Source organism: Propionibacterium acidifaciens DSM 21887 (assembly GCF_000426605.1).
Taxonomy (GTDB): Bacteria; Actinomycetota; Actinomycetes; order Propionibacteriales; family Propionibacteriaceae; genus Propionibacterium; species Propionibacterium acidifaciens.
In genome coordinates this window covers 144,551-160,389 of sequence record NZ_AUFR01000001.1, presented here as the reverse complement: position 1 = coordinate 160,389, position 15,839 = coordinate 144,551, and the positions used below count along the sequence as shown (strand labels likewise).

Genomic DNA, 15,839 nt, shown 5'->3' with positions numbered 1-15,839 from the left:
ACGGGACGTCACGGCACGCGGCGGGTCCACTCCTCGGTGGTGAACTTCTCGTCGAGCAGCCGCCGGGCCCGGGCGAGCTCCTCGGGGCGGTAGTCCGACTCGACGGCGTCGTAGCGGCCCATGAAGTGGGCGATGAAGCGCCGGAAGAGCTCGGCGCGGGACAGGCCCGTCTGCGAGCGCATGGGGTCGACGCGCCTGTTGGCGCTCCTCGTCCCCTTGTCGGAGAGCTTCTCGCGGCCGATGCGCAGCACCTGCATCATCTTCTCGGCGTCGATGTCGTAGCTCATCGTCACGTGGTGCAGGACGGTGCCGTCGGTGAGTCGGCGCTGGGCCGCGCCGCCGATCTTGCCCTTGTCGCTGGCGATGTCGTTGAGCGGCCGGTAGACGGCGTGGATGCCGACCTCGGCGAGGGCGCCGAGCACCCAGTCGTCAAGATAGGCGTAGGACTGCTCGTAACTGAGCCCCTCGACGAGCGCGCCGGGCACGGTGAGCGAGTAGGTGATGCAGTTGCCCGGCTCCATGAACATGGCGCCGCCGCCGGTGATGCGGCGCACGACCCGGATGCCGTACCGGGCGGCGTTGTCAGCGTCGATCTCGTTGTGCACGGACTGGAAGGAGCCGATGACGACGAGCGGGGAGTCCCAGTCCCAGAAGCGCAGGACCGGGCCCCGGGCGCCCGAGGACAGCTCGGCGGGGAAGACCTCGTCGAGCGCGACGTGCATGGCCGGGTCCATGACCCTCGGGCCGATGACCTCGAAGGCGAGGTCGTCCCAGCCGATGGCCCCGCCCACCGCGCGGCGGGCGGCGATGGCGACGGCCTGCGGGTCGAAGCCGACCATGCGCACGTCCTCGTCGAGGGCGGCGCGGATGGCGTCGGTCAGCTCCGCCACGGAGGCCGAGGTGGGGACCCCGTCGATGCCGGCGTTGATCCGCTCGAGGGCCTCGTCGGGTTCGAGGAAGAAGTCGCCCGACAGGTGGGCGTTCGCGTAGCGGCCGTCGACCTCATCGACCTGGACGACGACGAGCTTGCCGCCCCGGACCTTGTACTCACCGCGCACGGCGCGTCTCCTCGTTCATCTCGGGTTCGTCTGGTGGCGGCGGCCCTCGCCGGGAGGGCCCGCCTCGAGCCAGCTCATGAAGCCGGTGAGGCACTCGGTGTCCATGCCCAACTGCCACAGCGCGTGCCCGCTGGGGCCGGTGCGCTGGGCGACGGCAACGACCTGCTGGCCGACCGTGAGCCTTTGGAGGTCGGCCTCGGCGGGTGGGCGGTACTCGACCAGCTCCGCCTGGCGGCGGTGGATCACGACGTTCGGGCGCCGTCCGAGGGACAGCACCCGGTACCAGCCCAGATGGTTGCCCTCGTAGCGGGCCAGGCCGGAGTGCCAGGGGCGCACGACCGGGCGCTCCTGGCGCAGCTGACACTCGAAGACGCCGCCGCGCGACCAGATCCACCGGATGCGGAGGGCGCCGAGGACGCACAGCAGGGCGACGGCGACGAAGACCAGTGCCGCGAGCCCGACGACCATCCCTCCCCTGTCCATGGCCAGAAACCTACCCGCCCTGCGCCGGAGTGGCCAACACCGAGCGGACCAGGGGCATCGTCGTCAGTCCTGGTCGACGACCCGGACCGGGGCAGGGGTGACCTCGACCTGTCCTCCCCCGGCGAGCGCGGCCGCCGTCGAGGCGGCCCGCACCTGGGCGATGGCGTGGTTGTACTCGCGGACCTGGCTCTGGTCGGCCTCGCCCGAGTCGACGACGCCGTGCAGGTGGGCGATAGTGCTGCGCGCCTGGTCGACGGAGATCTTCGAGGAGATCTCGCCGAAGGCGCTCAGCAGCGAAACGTGGTTGCTGAAGACCGAGATGAAGCCGTCGGAGACGGCGACGACCTCGGTGACCCCGTCGACGCGCGTGATCTTCACCGCGCACGGCACGAGGGCGGCCATGATCGGCGCGTGGTTGGCCAGGATGCCGATGTCGCCTTCGGTGGTCCGGGCGACGACGCTGATGGCACGGCCCTCCCAGACCCTGCCCTCGGCGGCGACCACCGTGACCTCGAGGGGGGTGGACATCAGGACTCCTTCTTGAGCTGGTCCCACTTCTTGTAGACGTCGTCGAGATCGCCGACGTTGAAGAAGGCCTGCTCGGGGACCTCGTCGCACTTGCCCTCGCAGATCATCTTGAAGCTCTCGATGGTCTGAGCGAGGGGGACGGTGGAGCCCTCGACGCCGGTGAACTTCGTCGCCATGTAGGTGTTCTGGGACAGGAACTGCTGGACGCGGCGGGCCCTGGAAACGACGATCTTGTCCTCCTCGCTCAGCTCGTCGATGCCGAGGATGGCGATGATGTCCTGGAGCTCCTTGTTGCGCTGGAGGATCTGCTTGACCTGCGTGGCGACCTCGTAGTGCTCCTTGCCGACGTACTCGGGGGCGAGCAGCCGGCTCGTGCTGGTCAGCGGGTCGACGGCCGGGTACAGGCCGCGCGAGGCGATCTCGCGGCTCAGCTCGGTCGTGGCGTCCAGGTGCGCGAAGGTCGTGGCCGGGGCCGGGTCGGTGTAGTCGTCGGCCGGCACGTAGATGGCCTGCATCGAGGTGATGGAGTGGCCGCGCGTCGAGGTGATGCGCTCCTGGAGCTGGCCCATCTCGTCGGCCAGGTTGGGCTGGTAGCCCACCGCCGAGGGCATGCGGCCCAGCAGCGTGGAGACCTCCGAACCGGCCTGGGTGAAGCGGAAGATGTTGTCGATGAACAGCAGCACGTCCTGGCTCTGGACGTCGCGGAAGTACTCTGCCATCGTGAGGGCACTCAGGGCGACGCGCAGCCGGGTGCCCGGGGGCTCATCCATCTGACCGAAGACGAGGGCGGTGTCCTTGAGCACACCGGCCTCGTCCATCTCGTGGATGAGGTCGTTGCCCTCGCGGGTGCGCTCGCCGACGCCGGCGAACACCGAGGTGCCGCCGAAGTTGTGGGCGATGCGGTAGATCATCTCCTGGATGAGCACCGTCTTGCCCACGCCGGCGCCGCCGAACAGCCCGATCTTGCCGCCCTGGACGTACGGGGTGAGCAGGTCGAGGACCTTGAGCCCGGTCTCCAGCATCTGGGTGCTGGGCTCCAGCACATCGAACGGCGGAGGGTCGCGGTGGATCGGCCAGCGCTCCTGGACGCTGACGGTGGCGGGGTCGACGTTGAGGACGTCGCCGGTGGCGTTCCACACGTGGCCCTTCGTGACCTCGCCGACGGGCACGCTGATCGGGGCGCCGGTGTCGACGACCTCGGTGCCGCGGCGCAGGCCGTCGGTGGGTTTGAGGCAGATGCAGCGCACCGTGTTGCCGCCGATCTGCAGCGCCACCTCGAGGGTGATCGTGCGGCTGCCCTCGCCGGCGTCGAAGGTCACGTGGAGGGCGTTGTTGATCTCGGGGATGCGGCCGTCAGGGAACTCGACGTCGACGACGGCGCCGATGACGCGGACGACGCGGCCGTTGACCGTCGTCGTGGCGGGATCGGGAGCTTGTGCTGTGACAGTCATTCAGATCTCCTGCGTGGATTCGGACAACGCTCCTGCGCCGCCCACGATTTCGTTGATTTCCTGGGTGATCTCGCCCTGACGCGCCTGGTTGGCCTGCCGCGTGAGCGTGTCGATGAGGGTCCTGGCGTTGTCGGTGGCCGAGTGCATGGCCTGCTGCCGGGCCGCCAGCTCGGAGGCGGCGGACTCGCGCAGCATGTACTTGATGCGGTCGATGACGTACAGCGGCAGGAGCGCGTCGAGCACGGTCTCGGGGTCCGGCTCGAACAGGTACGGCGGGACGAAGCCCTCGGGCCGCTCCAGCGCCACGTCGGGGCTCTCGGCCACGTCCCCACTGTCCCGGACGATCTTGAGCGGCAGCAGCCGGATGATCTCGGTCTCCTGCGTCACGAGCGACCGGAAGCGGGTGAACACCACGTGGATCGAGTCGACGCCGCCCTCGTCGGTCGGTCGCAGGAAGGCGTCGATGAGGGTGCTGCCGATCTCGAAGGCGTGCTCGTAGTGGGGCTCCTCGCTGAACCCGGTCCAGGAACCGGTCAGCTCGACGCTGCGGTAGGCGAAGTACTCCTGTGCCTTGCGCCCGACCGTGTAGATGTCGACCTCGCGGCCGAGCTCGTGCAGCCGGTCGACGAGGCCCCCGGCCGCCCGCATGACATTGGCCGGGTAGCCCCCGGCCAGGCCCCGGTCGGAGTTCACCACGAGCACGGCGACGCGGGTGGCCGTCGTGATGTCGTTCGTCAGCGGGTGGCTCACGCGGGAGTAGGCCGCGGCCGAGGAGACCGCCCGGACCAGCTCGCGCGTGTACTCGTCCGAGTTGCGAGCCTTCCGCCGGGCCCTCGTGACGCGGGAGGCGGCGATGAGCTCCATGGCCTTCGTGATCTTCATCGTCGTGGCCACGGAGTTCTTGCGCTGCCGCAGTTCGCGCAGGGATGCGGGCATGTCAGGACCTCTTCGTCGCGACGATCCTGGCCTGGCCGATGCCCTTCGCGGCGCCCTCGTCGGTCTCCTCGCGGCGCAGCGGCTGGCCGTCGGCGGTGCGGAAGAGATCCGTGAAGGCCTCGATCCGGCGGGTGAGCTCGTCGGCGGACTCGTCCGAGAGCTCGCCGGAGCCCTCGATCGCGGCGAGGACGTCGGTCTGCCCGCGCAGGTGCTCGATGAACTCGTCGACGAAGCGCAGCACGTCGGCGACCGGGACGATGTCGAGGTGCCCGTTGATGCCCGACCACAGGGCGACGGTCTGCTCGGCCATCGGGACGGGACTGGCCTGGCCCTGGCGCAGCAGCTCGGTGAGGCGGGCGCCGCGGTCGAGCTGGCGCCGGCTCGTCGCGTCGAGATCGGAGGCGAACATGGCGAAGGCCTGCATGTCGCGGTACTGGGCCAAGTCGATCTTCAGCGTGCCGGAGATCTTCTTCATCGCCTTGGTCTGGGCGGCGCCGCCGACGCGGCTCACGGACAGGCCGACGTCGACCGCCGGGCGCTGGTTCGCGTTGAACAGGTCGGACTGGAGGAAGATCTGGCCGTCGGTGATCGAGATGACGTTCGTCGGGATGTAGGCCGAGATGTCATTCGCCTTCGTCTCGACGATCGGCAGGCCGGTCATCGAGCCGCCGCCCAGGTCGTCGGACAGCTTGGCGCAGCGCTCCAGCAGCCTGCTGTGCAGGTAGAAGACGTCGCCGGGGTAGGCCTCGCGGCCCGGCGGGCGGCGCAGCAGCAGAGACATGGCGCGGTAGGCCTCGGCCTGCTTGGTGAGGTCATCGAAGACGATGAGCACGTGCTTGCCGTGGTACATCCAGTGCTGGCCGATGGCCGAGCCGGCGTACGGCGCGATGTACTTGAAGCCGGCCGGGTCGGAGGCCGGCGCGTTGACGATGGTGGTGTACTCCATCGCGCCGGTCTTCTCGAGGTTCTCGCGCACCTCGGTGACGGTCGAGTTCTTCTGGCCGACGGCCACGTAGATGCAGCGCACCTGCCGGTCCGGGTCGCCGGTGAGCCAGTTCTCGCGCTGGTTGATGATCGTGTCGGTGGCGATGGCGGTCTTGCCGGTCTTGCGGTCCCCGATGATGAGCTCGCGCTGGCCGCGGCCGATCGGGACCATCGAGTCGATGGCCTTGAGGCCGGTCATGAGCGGCTCGCGGACCTCCTGGCGGTGCATGACGTCGGCGGCCTGGAGCTCCAGGGCGCGGCGCCCCTCGATGCCGGCCAGCGGCCCCTTGCCGTCGATGGGGCTGCCGGTGGCGTCCACGACCCTGCCCAGGTAGCCGTCGCCCACGGGCACCGAGAGGATCTCGCCGGTGCCGTGGACGGCCGAGCCCTCGTCGACGCCCTCCGAGTCGCCGAGGATGACGGCGCCGATCTCGCGGAGGTCGAGGTTGAGGGCGATGCCCGTCGTGCCGTTCTCGAAGCGCAACAGCTCATTGGCCATCGCATGGGGCAGGCCCTCGACGTGCGCGATGCCGTCGCCCGAGCTCGTCACGCGGCCCACTTCCTCCGGTGCCGCCCGGTCGGGCGTGAAGTCCTGCACGAAACTGTCCAGCGCGCTGCGGATCTCGTCCGAGCTGATGCTCAGTTCAGCCATGGCGTCCTGTCTTCCTCGATTCTCCATGTGCCCCCGGGGGCAGGTCTGTGGGGATCAGGCGAGCTGTCTGCGGGCCTGGTCCAGGGTGGCCGCGATCGTCCCGTCAATCACGTCGTCGCCGATGAGCACGCGCACGCCGCCGAGCACGTCCGGGTCGACGCTGATGCTCAGGTCGACCGGCGCCGCGTAGAGGCGCGCCAGCTGGGCCCTCAACCGCTCCGCCTGGTCCTCGGGCAGGGCCCTGGCGACGGTGACCCGGGCCAGCCGCCGTCCGAGGACGCCCGAGGCGATCTCCTCGTAGCCGGCGAGCGTCCGGCCGACCCGCCCGCCGCACCGGGCGGCGTGCTGGACAAGGACGAGCGCGGCGGCGCTCAGCCGGGGGCCGAGCAGCCGCGTCACGAGCGCGGAGCGCTCCTCGGGGCCGGTCCCGTGCGCCGACAGCGCCTGGTCGAGCTCGACGTGGGCGCCGATGAGCCGCGCGCAGGCCCCGAGCTCGGCCCGGACCGCCTCGGGGTCGCCCGTGCGGACGCCGATGCGCACCCCCTGCTCCTCGAGCGCGTCGGCGAGCGCGAACCCCGACGGCCAGTCCAGGGCGACGGCGCGCGCGAGCAGCCCCGTCGCCCCGGGGCCGATCCGCCGGCCGACCAGGCGCTCGGCGAGCCGGCCGCGGGCGTCCGGTTCGAGCGTCGTGTCGGTCAGCGCGCGGCGCAGCGGCGGATTGTCGCGCAGCGCGTCGGCGAGCTCGAGGAGCTCGCCGACCAGTGCGGCGGTCGGGGCGAGCCCGTCGGCGGCCGCGTCGAGCGCCGCGGATCGGTTCTCGGGCACGGCGTTCACTCCCCCGCGCCCGACACGCACACGGGCTGGGACTCGAGCTCGGCGAGGAAGCGGTCGACCGTGCGCCGGGCCCGCTCGTCGTCGTCGAGGGACTCCCCCACGATGCGACCGGCGAGCGTCGTGGCCAGGCCACCCACCTGGGACCGCAGCTCGGTCAGGGCGGCCTCGCGCTCGACGGCGATCTGCGCGCGGGCCTCGGCGATCATCCTCGCCTGCTCCTGCGCGGCCCGCTGCTTGGCCTCGGCGACGATGAGGTCGCCGCGCTCGGTGGCCTCGTCCCGGGCGCGCGCGGCCTCGGCCTGCACCGCGTCGAGCCGCTTGCGGTACTCGGCCCGGGCGGCGTCCGCCTCGGCCTGGACCTGCTCGGCATGCCTGATGCCGCCCTCGATCTCGTCGGACCGCCGCTCGTAGAGCTCCTCGAACCGAGGGGCCACCGCCTTGGCCACGATGAGCCACATGAGGGCGAGCAGGGCCAGCCCGGCGAGGAACTCGGGCAGCTCGGGCAGCAGGGGCCCGAGGTCGAGCAGCGGCACCAGTTCGAACGGTGTCATCGCGGACCGCTCACCGGATGACGAAGGCGAGGACGAAGCCGAGGATGGCGAGCGCCTCGACGATGGCGAAGCCGATGTAGACCGGCTGCATGATGGTGCCCCTGGCCTCGGGCTGGCGGGCGATGCCGTTGATGCCGGCGTAGAAGATGAGTGCCACGCCGATGCCCGGGCCGAGTGTCGCCAGGCCGTAGCCGAGAACGTTCAGCGAGCCGCTGATCTCCAACGGAGTCATTGCATTTCCTTTCGGATGTCTTCCTTCGGATGAAGAGGCTGAGGGGCTCCTCAGTGGGCCTCGCCCACGGATGACCCAATGTACTGCGCGGTCAGCATCGCGAAGATGTAGGCCTGCAGGAAGCCGATGAACAGCTCGAGGCACAGCATGAGCACGCCGAAGAGCAGTGTCACGACGCCGGTGACGTTGTAGAAGACGCTGTGGGCCCACGTGAGCAGGGCGGCGCCGCCGCCGACGAAGACCATGATCGACATGTGGCCGGCGAACATGTTCGCGAAGAGCCGGACCGACAGGGTCAGCGGCCGGGTGAGGAAGGTCGAGATGAACTCGATCGGGATGATCACCGGGACCAGCCAGGCCGGGACGCCCGAGGGCAGCATGGCGACCCGCAGGTAGCCCAACCCGTGCTGCTTGAAGCCGGACACGACGTAGGCCGCGAAGGTGAGGATCGCCGCCGCGTAGGCGTAACCGACCCGGGAGAACGTCGGGAACATGAACAGGAAGGTCTCGCCGAACCAGTTGCTCACGAGCACGAAGCAGAAGACGGTGAGCAGACAGGGCACGAACCGGTGGTAGCCCGGGCCGATCATGTCGCGGCCGATGTCGCGCACGAAGTCGTAGACGTACTCGGCGAAGAACTGCCCCCTCGTGGGGACGACCCGCAGCCGGTGGGCGGCGATGAGCCAGAAGGCGAGGATGCCGACGAAGGCGACGAGGGCCAGAAGGAGCGGCTTGGTGAACCAGGTGGTGCCGAACCAGCCCTCGAACTGGAAGTCCTCGGTGCTCGGGGCCCGCCATCCGGTGGTGGCGCCCGTGAGCAGCTGCGAGCCCCATGTGGTCGCGATCCACACGATGATGACGAGCACCGCGATGAGGGCCGGGCTCGTGCCCCTCCGACGCACGGACTCCTCGGGAGCCGTCCCCTGGGCAGTGCTCATTCATCCCCTCCGAACCGCTTGATGATCAGGTAGACGGCAGCAGCCGTCCCCACGACGAGACCGATGGGCAGGAACACGGTCGCGTGCAGGAGGCGATCGGCGAGCCAGCCGAGCGCCCCGTAGAAGCCGATGCCGGCGAGCAGATGGGAGACCGCCGTGATGCCGTCGCCGCGCGCGGTCCCGGGGACGCGCTGCTCGACGTCGGTCGCCGGGGCGTCGGGCCGGTGCTCAGCACTCATCGGCGTCCCCCTCCGCTCCATCGCAGTCGTAGACGTAGCTCCGTGTACGACGCAGAACCCGTATGATCCCACCGGACCAGCCGCAAACCAAGGCTACCGTCGTCCAGGCGAACCAGTCCACACGGCCACGCCCGGCGAGCCAGCCCGCCGCCGTCAGCCCCCGCATGGCCAGGAGCACCAGGGCCACCCGGACGACGAAACCGACCAGGACCGGGCCGAGGGCCCGCGCGCTCGGGGCGCGCAGCGCGCGCGCATTCCAGACGACGCCCACCGCGAGACAGCCGCCGACGACGACGAGCGCCAGCGCCCAGCCCAGCAGGCCGTCCGCGCCTGCGGCGACGAGACCGCCCACGGCGGTCGGGACGCTGCACAGCAGCGCCCCGGCCGTCCCGCCGCTCAGCATCGTGCGGGGCCAGGAGCGCCGCGAGGTCGTCCTCGTCACCGGGCGTCCCGCCCCGCACGACGATGGCGCGCGCTGAGCGGGCCGACGGTGACGAGAACGGCGAGGATGACGAGCACGACGAGCGCGGCGACGAGCCAGCCGTTCCAGACCAGACCGAGGACGATGACGCCGAAGGCGACCAGGGCGGTCCACATGTACATGATGAGGACGGCCTTGACCTGCGAGTGACCGCGCTGGAGCAGCCGGTGGTGCAGGTGCTTCTTGTCGGCGACGAACCACCAGTTGCCGTTCCAGGTCCGGCGGACGTAGGCGAGCGTCAGATCGGCCAGCGGGATCGCCATGACGGCGATCGGCAGCAGGATCGGCAGCAGCGCGGGCAGGATGTCGCCGCTGCTGGGCGTCAGGGCTGACGAGTCGATCTGGCCGGTCAGCGAGATCGTGCTGCAGGCCAGCAGCAGGCCCAGCAGCATCGAGCCGGAGTCGCCCATGAACATGCGCGCGCGGTGGAAGTTGTGCGGCAGGAAGCCGGCGCAGATGCCCGCGATCGTCGCGCTGACGAGCGAGGCCGTCGTGGCGACGGCGAACTGCTGCTGGTAGGCCAGCAGATAGGTGTAGAGGAGCAGCGCGAGCGCGCCGATGCCCACGACCCCGGAGGCCAGCCCGTCGAGCCCGTCGATGAGGTTGACGGCGTTCACGCAGACGAAGATGTAGAGCACCGTGACGAGCAGCGACGTGGGCGTGTCGAGGGCGATGATCTGGTGCGGCAGGCTCACCCAGTACATGCGCACCCCGTTGAGGACGACGACGCCGGCGGCGAGCACCTGGCCCGCGATCTTCGCCATCCACGGCAGGTCGATCGCGTCGTCGATGGCGCCGATGACGCAGATGACCGCCGCCGCGACGAAGATGCCCAGGGCGTCGTGGGTGAGTGTGGCGTGGCGGCCGAGGAAGGGCAGGTGGATGGCCAGGAGGAAGGCCGCGAGGACGCCGATGAGCATGGCCACGCCGCCCAGGTAGGGCGTCGGGCGCGAGTGCACGTCCCGTTCGCGCACCGGCGCGAGGGCGCCCGTGCGCACGGCGACGCGCCGGCACGGTCCGCAGAGCAGGAAGGTGCCGAGGGCCGCGATGAGCATGACCAGGAGGTACTCGCGCATGGCCGCCTCAGCCCCCGGTCCGGTCGTCCCGGCCGGCGTCGGCCGGGCGGGACGACCGGACCGGTTCGGCGTCCGGCCCCCCGTCGGCGCGGGGGAGGTCCTCGAGGCCCGGGCTGCACTCGCGCAGGGCCTCGAAGCCGATGACGCCGGCGCGCAGCATGCGGCCGCCGTAGCCCCTAGTGAAGTCGACGATGGTCGAGGCCGTCGGGCCGGGGGTCGGGCCGCCGTCGAGGTAGACGGCGACGCTGTCGCCGAGCATGGAGCGGGCGGCGGCCACGTCGGTGGCGGGCGGTCGGCCCGAGACGTTGGCGCTCGAGACGGCCAGCGGGCCGGTGCGGCGCAGCAGCTCCCGGGCGTCGTCGTGGTCCGGGACGCGCACGGCGATCGTGCCCCCGCTCTCCCCCAGGTCCATCCGCAGGCTCGTCGGGGCCCGCAGGATGAGGGTGAGGGCGCCGGGCCAGAAGCGGGCGATCATGCGCCGGGCGCCGGGCGGGACGGCCGAGGCGAGCGCGGGGAGCATGCCGGGTTCGGCGATGAGCACCGGCGGGGGCATGTCGCGCCCGCGGCGCTTGGCGTCGAGGAGGCCCTGGACGGCCTCGGGCGAGAACGGGTCGACGCCGACGCCGTAGACGGTGTCGGTGGGCAGGACGATCGGGCGCCCCTCGCGCACGGCCCGGCCGGCCGCGGCCATCGCCTCGTCGTGCTCGGTGCGCAGGTCGAGACAGCGGCCCGGCCCGTTCGGCTCGGACTCGTTCACGGCGCTCATTCTTCCACCTCGGGCCGCCGGGCCCCGGACGCACGCACCGCGCTGACGAAACGGGGGCGGCCGGTCAGGTCGGGGTGGTCCTCGATCGTGCCGAAGGCGCCGGAGCCGGCCAGCAGCCGGGGCGCCGAGCCGTCCTGGGTCTCGTCGTGCTCGGCGACGAGCCAGCCGCCCGGTCGCAGGAGCCTTGCGGCCGCGCCGACGAGCACGCGGAGGGCGTCCAGGCCGTCCTCACCGGAGAAGAGGGCCTCGGGCGGGTCGTGGTCGAGCACGTCGGCGGGCAGCGCCCCGGCGGCCGCGGCGGGCAGGTACGGCGGGTTCGCGACGACGAGGTCGACGCGGCCGTCGAGCTCGTGGAGGGCCTCGGCCATGTCGGCGTGGACGACCCGGACCCCGCGCGGCTCGAGGTTCCGCCGGGCCCACACGAGGGCCTCCGCGGAGCTCTCGACGGCGTGGATGCGCGGCTCGCCGGGGCACTCCTCGGCGATCGCCGCGGCGATGACGCCCGAGCCGGTGCACAGGTCGACGACGAGGGGCGTCGGACCGGTGCCGGGGCGCAGGGCGACGAGCCGGCGCAGCGCGAACTGGACGACGGTCTCGGTCTCGGGGCGCGGGATGAACACGCCGGGGCCGACGAGCACCCGGATCGTGCGGAACCAGGCGACGCCGGTCAGGTGCTGGACGGGCTCGCCGGCGGCCCGCCGGACGAGGAGCCGCTCGTAGCGGGCGGCGACGGGCTCGTCGAGCTCGCGCGTCGTGGCCAGGCCGGACGGATCCATCCGCGCGGCGTGGGCCAGGAGCAGGCGGGCGTCGGCCCGCGGCGTCGGCAGGCCCGCCCCGGCGAGCCGGGCGACGCCGTCCCTGAGCAGCGCCGCGGGGCGGCGGGCGCTCACGAGCGCCCCACCCTCTCGAGGCGCCAGGCGAGGTCGGCGGCGGCCAGGGCCTCGAGGAGCGGGCCGAGCTCGCCGGCGAGGACGGCGTCGAGGTTGTGCGCCTTGAAGCCGATGCGGTGATCGGTGATGCGGTTCTCCGGGAAGTTGTAGGTGCGGATGCGCTCTGAGCGGTCGACCGTGCGCACCTGACAGCGGCGGGCCTGCTCGGCCGCGGCGGCGGCCTCCTGCTGCGCGGCCGCGACGAGGCGGCCGCGCAGGATGCGCAGGGCCTGCTCCTTGTTCTGCAGCTGACTGCGCTGGTCCTGGCAGGTGACGACGATGCCGCTGGGCAGGTGCGTGACGCGCACCGCCGAGTCGGTGGTGTTGACGCCCTGGCCGCCCTTGCCCGTGGAGCGGTAGACGTCGATCCGCAGGTCGTCCGGGTCGATCTCGACCTCGTCCTCCTCGACGTCGGGCATGACGAGCACGCCGACAACCGAGGTGTGGATGCGCCCGGCGGACTCGGTGACCGGCACGCGCTGGACGCGGTGCACGCCGCCCTCGAACTTGAGGACGCCGTAGGGGGCCTCGTCCGCGTCGGCGCCGGGGGCGGCGCGGAGGGCGACGGTGACCGACCGGTAGCCGCCCAGGTCGGTGCCCTCGGCCTCGAGCGGCTCGACGGCCCAGCCGACGCGCTCGGCGAACCGGGTGTACATGGTCAGCAGGTCGGCGGCGAACAGCGCCGACTCCTCGCCGCCCTCGCCGGACCTGATCTGGAGGATCGCGTCGTCGGCGTCGTTGGGATCGCGCGGGGCGAGCAGGCGGGTGAGCCGCTCGGTGACGGACGCGAGGCGGGCGCCGAGCGAGTCGGCCTCGGCGGCAAAGTCGGAGTCGTCCCCGGCGAGCTCCTCGGCGGCGGCGAGGTCGTCGGCGAGCCGGTCGTGCTCGTCGAGGGCCCGCACGATGCCGGAGAGCTCCGAGTAGCGCCGACCGATCCGGCGCGAGCGCCGGGGATCGCCGATCACCGCCGGATCGGCGAGCTGGGTCTCGAGCCGGACGAACTCCTCGCGCAGCGACTGCGCGGCCTCGAACACGTGGACCCCTCTCCCCTTCCGGCCCGGCGCTCCGGCCCGGTGATCGGCACGGCGGGCGACGGGCGCCCGCAGACGACGGCAGGCGCCGGGGGACGGGACCCCCGGCGCCTGCCGATGAGAACTACTTGGCCGCCGCCTTGCGCTTGCCGTAGCGGCGCTCGAAGCGGGCCACCCGGCCACCGGTGTCGAGGATCTTCTGCTTGCCGGTGTAGAAGGGGTGGCAGTTGCTGCACACGTCGACGGACATGGTCTCGCCCGGGTGGGTGCTGCGGGTGGTGAACCGGTTCCCGCAGGTGCACACGACCCTGATGTCGTGGTATTCGGGATGGGTGGCCTTCTTCATGAGTCTCTCCTGTTCCGTCGTCCGGGTCGCCATCGTGGGGCCCGCACCAGGTGCCGGGCCGGGCGTGAACCGGAGCGCCGCTCAATGGTAGCCGATCGGTCGGGGCCGTTCCAGCCGCGCCGCGGCCCGCCCCGCCGGCGAGACCGGCTCAGTCGTTCCCGGGCGTCGTCCGCGAGATGACGACGAGGAACTCCGAGTTGTTGCGGGTCTTGCGCAGCCGCCCGAGCAGCGTCTCGGAGGCCTTCTGCTCGTCCAGCCCGGACAGCACCCGGCGCAGCTTCCAGATGATGTCGCGCTCCTGGGCGCTCATGAGCAGCTCCTCGCGGCGGGTGCCGGAGGCCTCCACGTTGATGGCCGGGAAGATGCGCTTGTCGGCGAGCTGGCGCGAGAGGCGCAGCTCCATGTTGCCGGTGCCCTTGAACTCCTCGAAGATGACCTCGTCCATCTTGGAGCCGGTCTCGACGAGCGCGGTGGCGAGGATCGTCAACGAGCCGCCGTTCTCGATGTTGCGGGCGGCCCCGAAGAACTTCTTGGGCGGGTAGAGGGCCGCCGAGTCGACGCCGCCGGACAGGATGCGTCCCGAGGCCGGGGCGGCCAGGTTGTAGGCGCGCCCCAGGCGGGTGATGCCGTCGAGGAGGACCACGACGTCGCGTCCCAGCTCGACCAGGCGCTTGGCGCGCTCGATGGCCAGCTCGGCGATCGTCGTGTGGTCCTCGGCCGGGCGGTCGAAGGTCGAGGCGATGACCTCGGCCGTGGTCGTGCGCTGGAAGTCGGTGACCTCCTCGGGGCGCTCGTCCACGAGGACGACCATGAGGTGCACCTCGGGGTTGTTGAGGGTGATGGCGTTGGCGATGTTCTGCATGACCATCGTCTTGCCGGCCTTCGGCGGGGAGACGATGAGGCCGCGCTGGCCCTTGCCGATCGGCGACATGAGGTCGATGATGCGCCCGGTCATGTTGCCCGGCGTCGTCTCCATGCGCAGGCGCTCCTGCGGGTACAGCGGCGTGAGCTTGGCGAACTCGGGGCGCTGGCGCATGGCCTCGGGGGCGGCGCCGTTGACGGTGTCGAGGCGCACGAGGGGGTTGTACTTCTCGCGGCGCTCGCCCTCGCGGGGCTGACGGATGGCGCCGGTGATGACGTCGCCCTTGCGCAGGCCGTTCCTGCGGACCATCGACAGCGAGACGTAGGCGTCGTTGGGGCCGGGCAGGTAGCCGCTGGTGCGGACGAAGGCGTAGTTGTCGAGGACGTCGAGGATGCCCGCGACGTCGAGCAGGACGTCGTCCTCGCGCACCACCGGGTCCTCGAGCTCGTTCATGCCGCCGCGACGACGGTTGGAGCGATCGCGGTTGCGGCGTCGGCGCGAGCGGCGCGAGCCGCCGGACTCCTCGTCGTCGCGGCGGTTGCGGCGCTGCTCGCCGCCGGCGGACCTGCCGGCGTCCGACTCGCCGCCCCGGCCGGAGAGCCGGTCGAGGCGGGCCCCGACCTCGCCGGCGGTGTCGGACTCGGCGCCCCTGTCGGACGACCCGTCGCGGCCCTCGGCGGCACGTTCGCGGGCGGGGCGCTGGTGACGGCCGGAGCGCTGCTCGGCCGCCTCGAGGCGGGCGGCCACGGCGTCGGCCGTCGACAGGGGGGCCTCGTCGGCGTCCTTGTCGGCGTGCCGCTCGGCCCCGGTCCCGCCGGCGGCCCCGCCGCCGCGGTCCGGGCGCTGGCCCTCGCCGCCGCGGCGCCGGCGCGGGGCCTGCTGCCCGGTGCGCCCCTCGGCGCCGTGCCCCTCGGCTGCGGAGCCCGCGTCGCCCCTCTCGGCGCCGGTGTCGGCGCCCCGTTCGGCGCCGGCGCCGGGGCGCTGGGCGTTGATCGCCTCGACCAGAGCGCTCTTGCGCATGCTCCCGGCGCCCTTGATGCCGAGTTTCGCGGCGACCGCCTTCAGTTCGGGCAGCCTCATGGCGCTCAGTGCGGCGGTGGTGGAGCCCTCGCCGGCGATGGCGAGGGTGGCCTGGGATTCGGTCACTGGTTTCCTTTCAACAACCGCACGCGGCTGCGGCGGTACGTCGTCGAGTCGGGCGGCGCCGCGTCGGTCGTCCGAGCGCGGCGAACGTGTGCGTGCCCCTGGACGCGTCACGGGCCCCGCTCGTCCCTGCGGACCGGGGCACCCGTGCGGCGCGTCGTGACATCGAGGAGTCGGTTCGGCGAGTTCCGGATCGCGGCGCACACACTGCGCGTCCGACGCGCAGGGAGGAGGCCCACAGCGAATGAGGATTCGAGGACCGGCCCGTTCGGCTCAATGCCGGGGCCTTGCGAGGACGAGGACCCTGAGCGCCTCGTCA

At 71.9% G+C, this 15,839-nt stretch carries 18 protein-coding genes; all 18 read right to left on the bottom strand.

All coding sequences use genetic code 11. The annotated features are described in order from the left end of the window. Positions 1-8 precede the first annotated feature (8 nt). Positions 9-1,058 carry a lipoate--protein ligase family protein gene (locus tag K336_RS0100675; protein WP_021796986.1) on the bottom strand — a complete coding sequence of 350 codons (1,050 nt, stop codon included), beginning with the start codon at positions 1,056-1,058 and terminating at the stop codon, positions 9-11. A 15-nt stretch (positions 1,059-1,073) separates the two neighbouring features. Further along, a complete protein-coding gene (locus K336_RS0100670) occupies positions 1,074-1,541 on the bottom strand; it encodes a DUF2550 domain-containing protein (RefSeq protein WP_043120710.1) in 468 nt (155 codons plus the stop codon). 63 nt (positions 1,542-1,604) lie between these two features. Continuing rightward, positions 1,605-2,069 (bottom strand): F0F1 ATP synthase subunit epsilon, encoded by a 465-nt coding sequence (locus K336_RS16670; RefSeq protein WP_021796982.1) that lies wholly within the window; start codon positions 2,067-2,069, stop codon positions 1,605-1,607. Continuing rightward, the gene (gene atpD / locus K336_RS0100660; RefSeq protein WP_028706024.1) at positions 2,069-3,520 is read right to left on the bottom strand and encodes a F0F1 ATP synthase subunit beta; all 1,452 of its coding nucleotides are present in this window, start codon (positions 3,518-3,520) and stop codon (positions 2,069-2,071) included. The genes K336_RS16670 and atpD overlap by 1 nt, the downstream gene beginning before the upstream one ends. Next, on the bottom strand, positions 3,521-4,456 hold the full coding sequence (locus K336_RS0100655) for a F0F1 ATP synthase subunit gamma (RefSeq protein WP_028706023.1): 936 nt from the start codon (positions 4,454-4,456) through the stop codon (positions 3,521-3,523). Position 4,457: 1 nt separating this feature from the next. Beyond that, positions 4,458-6,092 carry a F0F1 ATP synthase subunit alpha gene (atpA, locus tag K336_RS0100650; RefSeq protein ID WP_021796984.1) on the bottom strand — a complete coding sequence of 545 codons (1,635 nt, stop codon included), beginning with the start codon at positions 6,090-6,092 and terminating at the stop codon, positions 4,458-4,460. Between the two features lie 54 nt (positions 6,093-6,146). Then, positions 6,147-6,917 carry a F0F1 ATP synthase subunit delta gene (locus K336_RS13355; protein ID WP_162142540.1) on the bottom strand — a complete coding sequence of 257 codons (771 nt, stop codon included), beginning with the start codon at positions 6,915-6,917 and terminating at the stop codon, positions 6,147-6,149. Positions 6,918-6,922: 5 nt separating this feature from the next. Next, positions 6,923-7,477 (bottom strand): F0F1 ATP synthase subunit B, encoded by a 555-nt coding sequence (locus K336_RS0100640; protein ID WP_021796980.1) that lies wholly within the window; start codon positions 7,475-7,477, stop codon positions 6,923-6,925. Between the two features lie 10 nt (positions 7,478-7,487). Beyond that, entirely contained in the window at positions 7,488-7,709 is a 222-nt protein-coding gene (locus K336_RS0100635; RefSeq protein WP_021796988.1) for an ATP synthase F0 subunit C, read from the bottom strand. Between the two features lie 50 nt (positions 7,710-7,759). Further along, positions 7,760-8,647, bottom strand: coding sequence for a F0F1 ATP synthase subunit A (atpB, locus tag K336_RS0100630; protein WP_081660451.1), 888 nt, complete (start codon positions 8,645-8,647; stop codon positions 7,760-7,762). After that, a complete protein-coding gene (locus tag K336_RS13350) occupies positions 8,644-8,886 on the bottom strand; it encodes an AtpZ/AtpI family protein (RefSeq protein ID WP_043149911.1) in 243 nt (80 codons plus the stop codon). The genes atpB and K336_RS13350 overlap by 4 nt, the downstream gene beginning before the upstream one ends. After that, positions 8,876-9,328 carry a hypothetical protein gene (locus tag K336_RS0100620; protein ID WP_155944935.1) on the bottom strand — a complete coding sequence of 151 codons (453 nt, stop codon included), beginning with the start codon at positions 9,326-9,328 and terminating at the stop codon, positions 8,876-8,878. Before K336_RS0100620 ends, K336_RS13350 begins: the two co-directional genes overlap by 11 nt. After that, positions 9,325-10,443 carry a glycosyltransferase family 4 protein gene (locus tag K336_RS0100615; RefSeq protein ID WP_021796975.1) on the bottom strand — a complete coding sequence of 373 codons (1,119 nt, stop codon included), beginning with the start codon at positions 10,441-10,443 and terminating at the stop codon, positions 9,325-9,327. The genes K336_RS0100620 and K336_RS0100615 overlap by 4 nt, the downstream gene beginning before the upstream one ends. A gap of 7 nt (positions 10,444-10,450) precedes the next feature. Then, positions 10,451-11,200 (bottom strand): L-threonylcarbamoyladenylate synthase, encoded by a 750-nt coding sequence (locus K336_RS13345; RefSeq protein WP_233418681.1) that lies wholly within the window; start codon positions 11,198-11,200, stop codon positions 10,451-10,453. A 5-nt stretch (positions 11,201-11,205) separates the two neighbouring features. After that, positions 11,206-12,099 carry a peptide chain release factor N(5)-glutamine methyltransferase gene (gene prmC / locus K336_RS0100605; RefSeq protein WP_028706020.1) on the bottom strand — a complete coding sequence of 298 codons (894 nt, stop codon included), beginning with the start codon at positions 12,097-12,099 and terminating at the stop codon, positions 11,206-11,208. Beyond that, positions 12,096-13,172: a peptide chain release factor 1 gene (gene prfA, locus K336_RS0100600; protein ID WP_021798056.1), complete on the bottom strand. Its 1,077-nt coding sequence runs from the start codon at positions 13,170-13,172 to the stop codon at positions 12,096-12,098. Before prfA ends, prmC begins: the two co-directional genes overlap by 4 nt. A gap of 121 nt (positions 13,173-13,293) precedes the next feature. Beyond that, on the bottom strand, positions 13,294-13,515 hold the full coding sequence (gene rpmE, locus K336_RS0100595) for a 50S ribosomal protein L31 (protein WP_021798054.1): 222 nt from the start codon (positions 13,513-13,515) through the stop codon (positions 13,294-13,296). 148 nt (positions 13,516-13,663) lie between these two features. Continuing rightward, the gene (rho, locus tag K336_RS0100590) at positions 13,664-15,523 is read right to left on the bottom strand and encodes a transcription termination factor Rho (protein ID WP_411431113.1); all 1,860 of its coding nucleotides are present in this window, start codon (positions 15,521-15,523) and stop codon (positions 13,664-13,666) included. Between the last annotated feature and the right edge of the window lie 316 nt (positions 15,524-15,839).